Genomic DNA, 13058 nt, shown 5'->3' on the forward strand with positions numbered 1-13058 from the left:
ATGTATTCGCGTTGTGAAGTCCGATTCCTATCCTAACGCGCATGAACGAAGTTGTGCCGTCGTGTCCGCTTTTGGTAGGCGTTTGTGTGATATTGGTTACTATCGTCGGATAAATGGTGCGTTGGTGACGATCAGGTTACCGTCACCATCTACATAGCCTTCTACGGCGATGGTGCCGGAAATCGGCATAGGTTGTCCGTTGAAATACGGGCTGGTTTTGGGGGCGGGGGAGAAGACCAGTGTGCCGGAAACCGTCAGTCCGCTCGGCTGAGCGTTGACAGCCGGAATCGCTGAAGATGTTGGGACTGCTGAAGCGGCAGCATGCGTCTGTGCGTCAGCGATAGCGCTCTGCGGCGCGTCGTCGCTATTGACTTCGGCCGTAGGAGCGGCGGTTGTGCGAACGTCGAAATCGAAGTCCGGCACGCCTTCCGGCTCGGCCAACAGATCAGCCAACGATTGTTTTCCGTTGCCCTTGACGGCGGAACCGCCCGGTTCTTGTGTTTGCGCAACGTCGGATTCGACTGGTTTACGCAAGCTTGATGCATCGGCTTGACCGTCCAACACCAGTTGCACATCCGGCGGCACATCGGTGCCATGCGCGTATTCCGAGTGCAACAACGACTGCCAACCTTCGATAGGCAAATATCCGTCTCGCGCCCCCGAACGGCAATCGCCCGCATACGTGCGAGCCAACTCGTCCACCAGCTCGTTGCCTGCATTGCCGGCGTGGCCCTTGACCCACTTAAAACTCACCGGTCCCGGACGGCGGGAGATTTCCGCGTCGATGGCCTTGATCAGCTCGACGTTTTTCACCGGTTTTTTCTGTGAATTCTTCCATCCATTGCGTTTCCAACCCTTGACCCATGTGGTTGAGCAGTTGATGGCATACTGCGAGTCGGACTCAATGAGCAGTGGTTCGGATCCGGGATGGGCGCGCAGGGCCTCCAGTACCGCGCAAAGTTCGCCGATCTGATTCGTGCCGTTCGTGGCACCGCCAGAGTCGTAGCCATGCTCGTCATGCTCATGGCCGGGGGTGCCACCTGCGTTTTTCGCGTGATCGGCCCATGCCCAGCCCATCGGGCCGTTCGGATTGCCCAGTGCGGATCCGTCTGTCGATACTGTAATAGTCATGCATCTAACCCTATCGTGTGCTGCGGGCGGGTCTGTAGCATGCTCTGCTTGCGGCACGATTTGCTGAATTGGCTCTTTTCACGATTTCGTACCATGAGACTTAAAGGCCATTTCCGAAGAATGGCGGTTTCTGTTGCCACGATGCTACGGAAGCTCGTGGTTTCAGGTTGTTGTGGCAAGGTGCCGTGGTACAACTTCACCCAAACCGCCATTGGGCTGCGGCGTGGCAATCGATACAATCAGGAACATGCATTCGGGCGCCTTTTTACGTGCGTTCATGTTCGCATATGATTGCATTGCAGTGATTCCGTACACTTTCCTCATGCTCTATGTGGATAACTCAACAAGCTGGAACCACATGTCCTGGATGAGCTTTGCACCAACTTGCGAAATCGATATCGTGGCGCCATGAACAATTTCCAGATGAGACAGCCACCTCCGGAGGATTCTGAGGTTGTTTTCGGCCGATATGAAGACCGGCCTGTGACACGTTACGATTACGTCGCGCAGTCAGCGCAGTCTGTGCGCTCCTCTCGATCCCAGTATGATGTGGTACCTTCGCCTGCGAATGCGGATGCTATGAGAGGGAACCTTGAGCAGCGCAAGCGTGATATGCAACGCCGTTGCGCTGAGGCGGCCCAACGCTTGAACTCCACACTGCTGTTTGGCATGACCACGTCACTGGTACTGCAGTCTGTTCCTCTTCCGATGGATTGTGATCTTGATTCGTATGAGCTGCATACGGTCTCCAGCTCGCGCGATCAACGCGTCCGCGTCCGGGGATTACCGATTCATCCGCATATCTGGAAGCATGCCTCCACAGCCGAAAAGGTGAGGGTGGACCAGAATGTATACGCTCTTGACCTGTTTCACGTATGGGCTCAACTTGCCACGCACATGACTTTGGAATCGTTGATCGTACTTGGCGATTCGATGATCACTGCAATCGCCCGGCAACCGTTATTGGCCGGAGGGCGTACGGCGCCTATGGTTTATGGTGATCTGAAACGATTCGTGGAGGACTTGTCGGGGTTCAAAGGGCGTTTGGCATGTCAACGTGCGCTGACGCTCATTATGCCGGGCTCGGATTCTCCCAAAGAGTCCGAGGAAAGACTTGCTCTGAGATCGCATGGCATACCGCAACCCGTGTTGAATTATGAAGTGCCGGGTGCTGCGTTCAGATCGGCTGTCGCTATAACGTTGGATATGGCATGGCCCGAGCAAAAAGTGGCGGTTGAATATGACGGAGATCATCACCGTACGGACAAGATGCAATGGCGGCGCGACCAGGAGAAGCGCGACAAACTGCGAGGTCGCCAGTGGATTGTGTTTGTCGCTACGGCGGCCAGTCTTGCCGATGCGGATGCTCGCGCTGAATTTGCGTTTAACGTAGCTCGTGCGCTTGCATCGCGCGGAGCCGTGTTTGCATTCTCGGTGTTGCCTAAGACCATGCGGCAGCTCTCGATAAGCCTGGGTTAGGTATGGCCGTGACCTGCGCGGGTTGGGACTGTGTGCTGGGGCGGCCGAATCCCTGAGCTGACTGCGCGGTTGCGCAAGTCGCAGTTGCGCAACCGCGCACGGTCGTGTGGTACATGTGCCTAGATTGGGTGATATCGAAATAATGTGCCAATGGCTTATTGATGTGCTTTACGCAAAATGGCCGTTTCCGTTGTCACAACTTTAAGAATGAAGGGGTGCAGGACGGTTGTGGCAATGAAAAATGGTACGACATCAGCGAAGGGGCCGCATCATCGGTTCGTACCGCGCCCGTGCATCGCATGCCCTGCAGCACACGTCTGTGCAACCACATATTCATGCACCGGCGAATATCGCATTCGCATCGTTATCGCACGCTGATACATTCGAATAAACATGCATATGCACACTGTCATAGCGATGCGATTGCAAGGCCAATCGGAACACCGTCGGCCGCAAAACCGCAATATGCGTGTTGCTGTGTGTTGTTTCACGACCAAAACGGTAGGGGTGTTGAACCACACGTTGCGGTTCAACACCCCTACCGTCTAACACTCAGTCACTTAATGCCGAAGCATGTATTCGCAGTATTCGGCGAATCACTCGCTCAGGGCCTTATCGACCACGAGCTTGGCTTCGTCGAGCACCTTGTCAAGGGCCTCGGGGCTCTCGAAGGACTCGGCGTACACCTTGTAGATGTTCTCGGTGCCGGAAGGACGAGCCGCAAACCAGTTGTCCTTGGTGGTGACCTTCAGACCACCGATCTTGGCGTGGTTGCCCGGAGCCTCGGTGAGCTTGGCAGTGATGTCCTCGCCGGCCAGCTGCGTGGCGGTCACGTCATCACCGGTGAGCTTGGCGAACTTCTGCTTCTGCTCAAGGGTGGTCGGCGTGTCCACGCGCTTGTACCAAGACTCGCCGAAGCGAGCCACCTGATCCTTGTGCAGCTCGGCCGGGTTCTTGCCGGTCTTGGCGGTGATTTCAGCGGCCAGCAGGTCGGGAATAAGACCATCCTTATCGGTGGTCCACACACGACCATCGCGGCGCAGGAAGCTCATGCCGGAGCTCTCTTCGCCGCCGAAGGCCACTTCGCCGCTGAACAGCGGGTCGACGAACCACTTGAAACCAACCGGAACCTCAATAACCTTGGCATTGATCGATGCAGCCACACGGTCGATCAGCGAGGAGGAGACCAGCGTCTTGCCCACGGCTGCGCCGTCCGGCCAACCCGGGCGGTTGCCGCCGAACAGGTACTCCACGCACACGGCGATGTAGTGGTTCGGGTTCATGACTCCCCAGTTCGGGCAGACGATGCCGTGACGGTCGGCATCCGGATCGGTGCCGCCAACCAGATCGTACTTGTCCCAAGCGCCGGCGTTGAGCTCATCAACCAAGCCCTTCATGGCGTACGGGGAAGAGGGGTCCATGCGAATCTTGCCGTCGTGGTCGATGGTCATGAAGCGCCAGGTCGGATCGACTTCGGGGCGCACGACACCGATGTTCAGTCCGTACTTCTCGTTGATCAGCGGCCAGTAGTTCACGGAAGCGCCGCCGAGCGGGTCGATGCCCAGACGTACGCCGGAGTTGCGGATCACATCGAAGTCGATCACGTTGGCCAGATCGTCGACGTAATGCTCGCGGAAGTCGAAGCCCTCGACATACTCGGACTTGATGGCCTCCTCGTACGGCACGCGCTTGATGGACTTGAAGTCGCCGAGCAGCTCGTTGGCGCGGGCGGCGATGGCATTGGTCACATCGGCCGGTGCCGGACCGCCGGTGACCGGGTCGTACTTGAAGCCGCCATCGGTGGGCGGGTTGTGAGACGGGGTGACGACGATGCCGTCAGCCAGACCTTCGCCCTCGAAACGCTGGGTGCCGTCGGCCGCGCGGTTGTGGGTCAGGATGGCCTGCGAAACCACGGGGGTGGGCACGAAGTCGTCACGGGAGTCGACGCGCACATGCACGCCGTTGGCCACGAGCACTTCGATGGCGGTCTTCTTGGCCGGGCCGGACAGGGCGTGGGTGTCGGAGCCGAGGTACAGCGGGCCGGTGACGCCGGCTTTCTTGCGGTATTCGGCGATGGCCTGGGAAATGGCGATGATATGAGCCTCGTTGAACGAAGTCTTCAGGGATGAACCGCGGTGTCCGGAAGTGCCGAAAATGACGCGCTGTTCCGGAACAGAGGGGTCGGGGACAAGGTCATAGTACTTGCCGATGACCTCATCGACGTTGATCAGATCTGCTGGGGTGGCGGGCATGCCCGCATTTGTTGCTACCATGCTTCCCTATTGTGCCACGGATTTCAACGTTTTGGGCGCAGTTATGTTAAGGGTTGTCAACTTTTGTGCGAATGATGAAAAAAGAAGCGACGACACGCGGCAAAGAGTCGGACGAAAAGTCGCGGTACGCCGGGGCATCCGAAGCCAAAAAGCAAAAGCCGGCATTGTGCGATTCCCAAGCATAAGAGACACACAATACCGGCCAAGGCCAAATGGTGATTGTCATGCCAACTTGGGGCACGACAATCAATCGACAATCAGTGACGGGAAATCTCCTGCTCGATCTCCTCCAGCGACTTGCCCTTGGTCTCCGGCACGAACCGCAGCACGAACGGGATGGACAGCGCCGCGAACACGCCGAAGATGGCGAACGGACCGCCCACGTTGTTGTGGAAGGCATCCAGCAGCACGAGGAAGAACTGGGAGACGATGAAGTTGCCCAGCCAGTTGGCGGCGGAACCGAAGGAGGAGCCGATGCCGCGCACGGACAGCGGGAAGATCTCGCCGATGAGCACCCAGGCGATCGGGCCCCAGGAGACGGCGAAGCCGAGGATGTAGAAGGCGATCAGGATCATGGTCGGCACGGCGAGCACGGCGACATCGCCTACGAAGTTCATCACGGCGAGAATGGCGAGAGACACGGTCATCACGATGGAGCCGAAGACCAGCATGCCCTTGCGGGGGAACTTGTCCATGATCATGGTGGCCACGATAGTGGAGACGAAGTTGACCACGCCGATGCCCACGGACACCCAGATGGCGTCTGCCTCAGGGAAGCCGAAGCCCTTGATGAACACCTGCGGCAGGAAGTAGATCACGGAGTTGATGCCGACCAGCTGCTGGAACAGCATGATGCCGATGGCTGCGATCAGCGCCGGACGGGCGATGCGGAACAGCTCGCGCACGCCGCCCTTGGTGTCCTGGGCGGCCACGGCCTTGATCTCGTCGAGCTCAAGCTGCACTTGCGTCTGATCCACGTCCTTGCGAATCAGGGTCAGCACCTTGAAGGCATTGCGCTCGTCACCCCTGTTGACCAGATAACGCGGCGATTCCGGCAGCAGGATGCCGCCGATCAGCAGCAGCGCGGCGGGAACGAGCGCCGAGCCGAGCATCCAGCGCCAATCGCGGACTCCCAACAGATTGTGGCCGAGGAAACCGAGGTTGGAGGCGTAGGCGAGCAGAATGCCGAACGTGATCATCAGCTGGAACAGTGTGGAGAGCGATCCACGACGCTCCTTGGGGGCGAGCTCGGCCAGATAGGCCGGAGTCAAAGCGGAAGCTGCGCCCACGGCGAGGCCGAGAATAATACGTGCGGCGACCATCATCAGGAAGCCGGTTGCGGTGGCGCACATGCCTGAGCCGAGCAGGAACAGCAGGGCGGAAACGATCAGCAGCTTCTTGCGTCCGAATCGGTCGGACAGCGCACCGATCGACAGCGCGCCCACGCAGGAGCCGATCAGCACGGAGGAGGTGATGAAGCCGGTCTGGGAGACAGTCAGGCCGAAATCCGTTTCGATCAGGGGAGAGGCGCCGGAAATGATGCCGGTGTCGAAACCGAACAGCATGCCGCCGAGCGCGCCGAATGTGAAGATGAACGAGCTGTTCAGCGGGAATCGTGAGGAGAAGCCGCGATTCTCCATTGCTTCGATGGATTCGATCGCGTTTGCCGCTTCGGCCGCCACCGTGTCTGCGACATCCGCTTCATGGTTCTGGGAAGCCGCCTGCACCGATGCGGGTGTTGTTGCCGTCATTGCCTTGGTCCTTTCGTCGCCATTGAGCCATTGGCTGGCCGCGTCTGTTCGCGCGGCTCGTATGCTGCATGCAGCGAGGCTCCGTTTGCCTCGAAGTTACCTGACAACAAAAAAGACCTGGAACAACGTGGAACATGTATATCTCATCAACGTATGGATATGCAGATTCCACATCGCTCCAGGTCTTGCCTCGTTTCCAAGTAACAACCCTGCTACGCAACGTGTGAGGAATAGGATACGACTTTTTCGTTCGCGACACTCCGAGCATCCGTGGATTTTGCAATCGTTAGCACCGGTTGATTCGGCATGGGGAATGCCGTGCCCCGACGAGGCGATGAGATAACGTGGCAAGCCAACGTGGCAGATGGACAAAGCGGGCGCCGATGCGAGACAATGACGTTGACTTCCGTATGGCGGGACGCCGCCATAGCGTGAACTGCACTGCGATGGGAAGTGAGGGAGGAGCGGCTTATGAGGATTGCGTCAGCGGCGTCTACGGCAACACAGCAAACCGTACCGGCGCAAGACGCGCCAGCTTCCCCGTCTCTCGCCATGTCGGAGATGGCCGGACAGATCATCGAAGCGCTTGGCGGCGCGGGCAATATTCGTGAACTCACGCATTGCGCCACGCGTCTGCACGTCACGCTTGCGGACGAGAGCAAGGCTGACTTGGCCCGTATAGAAGCGGTCCGTGGTGTGCTTGGTGCGTTTCCTCGTGCGGGCGGACGCTATCAGGTCATCATCGGAGGTGCCGTAGGGTCGGTATACGAACGCATGATGAGTCTGATCGCAGCCGCTGCCGCGTCGCCATCCGTGCGGACGATCCCGCAAGCCTCGATTGCGGATCGTACGGTGAACCAGCACACGCCACAAACCGTGCGATCTTGGGCAAACGCCGTTCTGGATTATGTTTCCGATGCCTTCCGTCCGTTGCTCGGCGTGCTGCTGGGGGCTTCGATGGTCATCGCGTTGGCCAATGTGATTGTGTCGCTTGGCTTCAGCCCGGACGGCAACGTCGCCGATGGCTGGCGGGTGCTTGAGGCGATTTGGGAAGGCATGTTCGTGATGCTGCCGATTATGATCGCCGTGAACGCCTCGCACAAACTCAACGTGGATCCTTGGCTCGGTGGTGCGATCATGGCCGCATTGCTGGCGCCCCGGTTGGGTGGTCTAGGGGCAAGCGTCAGCGTTTTTGGCATGAGCATGCCGGTTTACGATTACGGCGGCAACGTGTTTGTGCCGTTGCTTATGGTCGCAGTGCTTGCGGCGGTTTACCACAGGTTGAAACAGGTGATTCCCGGCAGTGTGCAGCTGGTATTCGTACCGTTTTTCTCGTTGGTCGTAGTGTACGTGCTTTCCGTGCTGTGCATCGGTCCGATGGGCGTATGGATTGGCGATGGGCTAGGGGAAATCACCTCATGGATGAGTACGCGTGTGCCGTTCCTGTTCGCGTTGTGCATTCCCCTGCTATACCCGTTTCTGGTGCCGCTCGGTTTGCATTGGCCGTTGAATGCGCTGATGCTGATGAACATTGAGACCCTGGGCTACGACTTTGTACAGGGGCCGATGGGCGTGTGGAATTTCGCGTGTTTCGGTGCTACGGCCGGAGTGCTTGTGCTCGCTGTGCGCGATAAGGATTCGGCGATGCGCCAGATGTCGTTGAGCGCCTTGTTGGCCGGGCTTCTAGGTGGAATTTCGGAGCTGAGTCTGTATGGCATCCATCTGCAGCATCGTCGCATCTACCGTTGGCTGCTTTCCGGGTGCGCGGCGGGAGGGCTGACCAGCGCGGTGCTGAGCTGGCTGTTTCCATCGGTGCTGGCGTCCGGCCAGGTGATTCGAGGAGTGACGACCACGGCGTTCGCGTTCTCCTCGCTGTTGACCATTCCGGTGTTCGATCGTGCGTGGGTGTACGCGATTTCCATTGCTGTCGCGTTCGCCGTGGCTATGACGTTGACTGTTGCGTTCGATTATCGACTGCCTCAGACCGGAGCGGGACGAACTGTACGACCTGAGCGGTCTGAACAGCGCGACCAGCGCGAACAGTCAGGAGTCGAGCCGGAGCGAGACTCTGCCCGCGCTGATCGTGCGGACCAAGCCGGTCATATGAGTCAAACGCGGCAATCGGATTGCCCTGATCGCCTCTGGAATTCGGACGCTCCCCATGCCGTATTCGCGCCTGTTTCCGGTGAACTTGTGGACCTTGCTGCGATTGACGATCCTGTTTTCGCGTCCAAGGCGTTAGGGGAAGGCGTGGGATTGATGCCGGAACCGCAAGAGTCGATGGCGGTTTGCGCTCCGGTCTCCGGCACGTTGAAAACCGTGGCCAAAACCGGTCACGCATTCGGCGTCAAAACGGATGACGGCGTTGAAGTGTTGGTGCATATCGGCCTCGACACGGCAGATATGGGCGGCGAAGGCTTTGCATTGCACAAACGCAAAGGCGACGTTGTCTCGGCCGGCGATGTGATATTGCATGCGGATTGTGCGGCGATACAGCATGCCGGACATAGTGCGGTAGTGGTGGTGACTGTGGTGAATACTGCGGCAATGGCATCCGTGACGCCGTTGCCGGCCGGAATCGCCGATCGGCCGGACGGCGCGGAGCGTCGGATCTCGCGAACAGTGACCGCCGGCACCCCTATTATCGATGTAGAACGATAACCGATCGCGCATCGAAGCGATGATGATTGTAGATGCGAGATCTCACGCGAAGGCACTGCGAACGGAAAGGGGGAGTGCGATGGAGATCCTCAGAGTATTCAACAACAATGTGGTACTCGCCAAGGATGACGACGGCGGCGAAGTGATACTTACCGGTCGTGGACTGGGATTCCAAGCCAAGCCCGGGCAGCGTGTGGATGCCTCAAAAATCGTGCGGACCTTCGTCCCCTCGGACGGTCGTGACCCTGATCATCTGGCGCAAATGCTCTCGGACATCGACCCTGAAATCATTCGTATTGTGGTGGATGCCATGAAACAGGCCGGGTTGGGGGAGCGTGAGACCGGAAGCACCACATTGGTTATGGCGTTGTCGGACCATATCGCCGGTGCCGTTGAACGTCAACGCCGCGGGATTGCCGTGGAATACCCGCTGGTCGGCGAGATCAGCAATCTGTATCCCAAGGAATATGAGCAGGGCTGTGCGCTGCTTCAGGCCATCAACGGCAGATTGCCGGAACCGCTGCCGGCCGGCGAGGAGACGTCGCTGGCCATGCATCTGGTGAACGCCGGATTCGCCACGGGAGATTTGACCTATACCTATACGATGACCGGTGTGATTCAGCAGATGCTCGATATCATCGAACATACATACGGGCTGACGCTTGACCGAGAATCGGTGAACGTAGGCCGATTCATCACCCATCTGCGGTATCTGTTCATTCGCATTCACCAGAACCGCCAGCTTGCCGACGAGCCGGCGCCGATTATCAACGCGATTCGAGATGCCTACCCGGAGGCGCTACGCTGCGCCGCCACCATCGGCAGACTGTTGGAATTGCGCTTGGACGCGGACGTGAGCGAAGACGAGGTGGCGTATCTGGCCATGCACGTCGCCCGGGTCACCGCCGACGCTCGGCGGCAGTGACCCGGGCGACGGCAACGAATAGGCAGCAACAGTTGCTGCACTACTTTATCGGTTCGAGAATGCTGGTCGTCACGGCAAAGTCGGAGGTGGCATTCGCCGCGGCGACTTGAGCGGTTTTCAGCGTGGAGGTATCCGGCACGCGTACGATAAGCGCCCGTCGATCCACAGAGAAGCGAATATGCTTCGTCTCCGGCAGCATGTCGCCGTCCACTTGGGCCTTGGCGGGCTTCTCCAGCCGGATTTCAGCGGAGACGCCCTGCACCTGCTCCATGGTGGAATTCGTGGAAAGCGGATTCTGCTCGGGCTTGCCGGTCAAGGTCTGATGCACCACGTCGCCGAACAGGTTGGCCCAGCCCAGAATGCCGCCGGTGGTGTCGATGATTTCAAAATCGAGTATGCCGTCGTCGTATGATGCGGCCGGCATCAGCGAGAACACGGGAATCTGCCCGCAGTTGCCGGCCATAACGGTGCGGAAGCGCAGATTGTTGATGGTGTGATCTGAGCCGTCGGCGCTGGTGATGGTCAGATCGCCGCGGAATTTCGGTGCGAACAGATGCTTGATGCCTCCTGCAAAATACGCCAGCCAACTGATGTTGCGCTTGAGCTCGGGGTCGGTGTCGTCGATCATCGCGGCGTCGAATCCCACGCCGGCAATGATGAGGAAAGCGTGACCATGGTCGTCCTCGGGATGATCGAGCAGCGTGAGCCGTCCCATATCCACCAGACGTGAGCCGTGGGAGGTGGCCACTGTCAATGCGGCGTCGACATCGTCCACCGGAATGCCCATGTTGCGGGCGAACAGATTGCCGGTGCCGATCGGGATGATGCCGAGTGCGTGGCCGGTGCCGGAAACAGCGCTCGCCACAGTACGCACGGTGCCGTCGCCACCTACCGCGATCACCACGTCTGCACCGTCATGCAACGCTTCCAAGGCGCAGACTCGACCATCCTTGTCAAGCTGGGTGTCATAGAACCGAATGCGGTTGAGGCCCTTGGCTTCGCAGAACTCTTTGATATGCAGTCGCTGTGCTTCAGCCTGTGGTTTGGAAGGATTGATAACGAACGCGTACTGCACTTCGTCGTCCTTGCGCTTTTCCAATGATTGCGCCAGCTTGCGGCGTCGATGCGCGCGCAGCACAAGCGCCAAGACCACGATGGCCGCGACCGCGCAAAGCACGGCTGCGATGATAAGCACGGTGATGACTGACTGAGGCATGACTCCTATTGTTAGCGTGTGCCGCAGAACAAACGATGAAAGTTGCGCGAACATGAACAATTTGCGCACAGGGTTGACGCATGGCCGTTCGGCTAGTATGGAATCCATGCTTGCAAACGACGTGCGAAACACCATCGACCGGGTCTGGGACGCGTTCTGGTCCGGTGGCATCTCCAATCCGCTGGAGGTCATCGAACAGATCACGTACCTGCTGTTCATGCGCCGCCTCGATCTGAATCAGCAGCGTGCCGAACGCAAGGCCGCGCGCACCGGCCGGCCGATCGAACATCCGATCTTCACCGAGGAACAGCGAGGCCTGCGGTGGAGCGTGTTCAGCCAGCAGTCGCCCGATGCCATGTACCGCACCGTTTCGGACGAAGTGTTTCCGTTCCTGCGCTCGATGGGCGGCGACGAATCCTCGTACGCCGAGCAGATGAAGGACGCACGTTTCACGATCCCGACGCCCATGCTGCTCGCCAAAACCGTCGACATGCTCTCCGACATCGACATGTCGAACACGGACATGAACGGCGACCTGTACGAGTATCTGCTGTCGAAGATCGCCAGCTCAGGCGTCAACGGCCAGTTTCGTACGCCCCGGCACATCATCGACCTGATGGTCGCGATGATGGACCCCGCCCCGCGCGACACGATCTGCGACCCGGCGTGCGGCACGGCCGGGTTCCTCGTCGCGTCCAGCGAGTACATGCGCGAGCATCATCCGGAAACGCTGAGCGATCCCGCGTTGCGCGCCCGCTATGCGTCCGGCATGTTCCACGGCTACGACTTCGACCGCACGATGCTGCGCATCGGCAGCATGAACCTGATGCTGCACGGCATCGACGACCCGAACGTGCATTACAAGGATTCCTTAAGCGAAGCGGGCGACGCGGACGTCGGCCGGTATTCGCTGATCCTTGCCAATCCGCCGTTCTCCGGCTCTTTGGATTACGACGCGACCAGCGCCGCGCTGCTGCGCGTGGTGAAGACCAAGAAGACCGAACTGCTGTTCCTCGCGCACTTCCTGCGCATGCTCACGCCCGGTGGGCGCGCGGCGGTGATCGTGCCTGAAGGCGTGTTGTTCGGCTCGACCACCGCACATAAGAAACTGCGCAAGATGCTGGTGGAGGAGCAGAAGCTCGACGCGGTCATCAAACTGCCGTCCGGCGTGTTCAAGCCGTATGCGGGCGTGAGCACGGCGATTCTCGCGTTCACGAAAACCGATTCCGGCGGCACCGACGACGTGTGGTTCTACGACGTGCATGCGGACGGATTCTCGCTGGATGACAAGCGCTCGCCGATCGGAGCGAACGATCTGCCGGACGTACTCGTACGGTGGACGCATCGCGGCGACGAATCGGAGCGCTCGCGGGCGCGTACCGAACAGTCGTTCTGCGTGCCGAAGGCGGAAATCGCGGCGCAGGATTACGACCTGAGTTTGAACCGGTACAAGCAGATCGAATACGCGGAGGAAGCGCATCGCGAGCCGGGGGAGATACTGGACGAGATCGCCGCGCTTGACACGGGGATTGCGGACGACGTTGCGTCTCTACGGGAGTTGCTGGCTTGATGGATGTGCTGGATCGTTGCGTTTGCGCTGGTGTCCGCGGAAGTTCGGCATA

8 protein-coding genes are annotated in these 13058 nt (G+C 59.2%); 4 read left to right on the plus strand and 4 right to left on the minus strand.

Features of this window, described 5'->3' with window-relative positions; translation table 11 throughout:
- Positions 1-99: 99 nt before the first annotated feature.
- On the minus strand, positions 100-1131 hold the full coding sequence (locus G1C97_RS00960; protein WP_169240108.1) for a ribonuclease H family protein: 1032 nt from the start codon (positions 1129-1131) through the stop codon (positions 100-102).
- A gap of 423 nt (positions 1132-1554) precedes the next feature.
- Between G1C97_RS00960 and G1C97_RS00965 the strand changes: the two genes are divergently transcribed.
- Positions 1555-2610, plus strand: a complete 1056-nt coding sequence (locus G1C97_RS00965) for a hypothetical protein (RefSeq protein ID WP_417852195.1) — start codon at positions 1555-1557, stop codon at positions 2608-2610.
- A 596-nt stretch (positions 2611-3206) separates the two neighbouring features.
- On the opposite strand, the gene pgm is transcribed toward G1C97_RS00965, so the two are convergent.
- Together pgm and G1C97_RS00975 are read right to left on the minus strand one after the other, a co-directional pair.
- Positions 3207-4883 carry a phosphoglucomutase (alpha-D-glucose-1,6-bisphosphate-dependent) gene (gene pgm, locus G1C97_RS00970; RefSeq protein ID WP_169240109.1) on the minus strand — a complete coding sequence of 559 codons (1677 nt, stop codon included), beginning with the start codon at positions 4881-4883 and terminating at the stop codon, positions 3207-3209.
- 257 nt (positions 4884-5140) lie between these two features.
- Positions 5141-6634 carry a sugar porter family MFS transporter gene (locus tag G1C97_RS00975; protein ID WP_169240110.1) on the minus strand — a complete coding sequence of 498 codons (1494 nt, stop codon included), beginning with the start codon at positions 6632-6634 and terminating at the stop codon, positions 5141-5143.
- Positions 6635-7105: 471 nt separating this feature from the next.
- Here G1C97_RS00975 and G1C97_RS00980 point away from each other — a divergent pair, with 471 nt between their 5' ends.
- Positions 7106-9295 carry a glucose PTS transporter subunit IIA gene (locus G1C97_RS00980; protein WP_205832455.1) on the plus strand — a complete coding sequence of 730 codons (2190 nt, stop codon included), beginning with the start codon at positions 7106-7108 and terminating at the stop codon, positions 9293-9295.
- Positions 9296-9374: 79 nt separating this feature from the next.
- Positions 9375-10220, plus strand: a complete 846-nt coding sequence (locus G1C97_RS00985) for a PRD domain-containing protein (RefSeq protein WP_169240111.1) — start codon at positions 9375-9377, stop codon at positions 10218-10220.
- A gap of 40 nt (positions 10221-10260) precedes the next feature.
- Here the strand turns inward: G1C97_RS00985 and G1C97_RS00990 are convergent, their stop codons facing one another.
- Positions 10261-11436, minus strand: a complete 1176-nt coding sequence (locus G1C97_RS00990; RefSeq protein ID WP_169240112.1) for a diacylglycerol/lipid kinase family protein — start codon at positions 11434-11436, stop codon at positions 10261-10263.
- Between the two features lie 106 nt (positions 11437-11542).
- Between G1C97_RS00990 and G1C97_RS00995 the strand changes: the two genes are divergently transcribed.
- On the plus strand, positions 11543-13006 hold the full coding sequence (locus G1C97_RS00995; protein ID WP_169240113.1) for a type I restriction-modification system subunit M: 1464 nt from the start codon (positions 11543-11545) through the stop codon (positions 13004-13006).
- Positions 13007-13058 lie beyond the last annotated feature (52 nt).

It is taken from the genome of Bifidobacterium olomucense (genome assembly GCF_012932375.1).
GTDB lineage: Bacteria > Actinomycetota > Actinomycetes > Actinomycetales > Bifidobacteriaceae > Bifidobacterium > Bifidobacterium olomucense.

What these genes read in the sequence shown, in the direction of transcription:
- G1C97_RS00960 (WP_169240108.1), bottom strand. Translation starts at nt 1,131, where the DNA reads ATGACTATTACAGTATCGACAGACGGATCCGCACTGGGCAATCCGAAC.
- G1C97_RS00965 (WP_417852195.1), top strand. Translation starts at nt 1,555, where the DNA reads ATGAGACAGCCACCTCCGGAGGATTCTGAGGTTGTTTTCGGCCGATAT.
- pgm (WP_169240109.1), bottom strand. Translation starts at nt 4,883, where the DNA reads ATGGTAGCAACAAATGCGGGCATGCCCGCCACCCCAGCAGATCTGATC.
- G1C97_RS00975 (WP_169240110.1), bottom strand. Translation starts at nt 6,634, where the DNA reads ATGACGGCAACAACACCCGCATCGGTGCAGGCGGCTTCCCAGAACCAT.
- G1C97_RS00980 (WP_205832455.1), top strand. Translation starts at nt 7,106, where the DNA reads ATGAGGATTGCGTCAGCGGCGTCTACGGCAACACAGCAAACCGTACCG.
- G1C97_RS00985 (WP_169240111.1), top strand. Translation starts at nt 9,375, where the DNA reads ATGGAGATCCTCAGAGTATTCAACAACAATGTGGTACTCGCCAAGGAT.
- G1C97_RS00990 (WP_169240112.1), bottom strand. Translation starts at nt 11,436, where the DNA reads ATGCCTCAGTCAGTCATCACCGTGCTTATCATCGCAGCCGTGCTTTGC.
- G1C97_RS00995 (WP_169240113.1), top strand. Translation starts at nt 11,543, where the DNA reads ATGCTTGCAAACGACGTGCGAAACACCATCGACCGGGTCTGGGACGCG.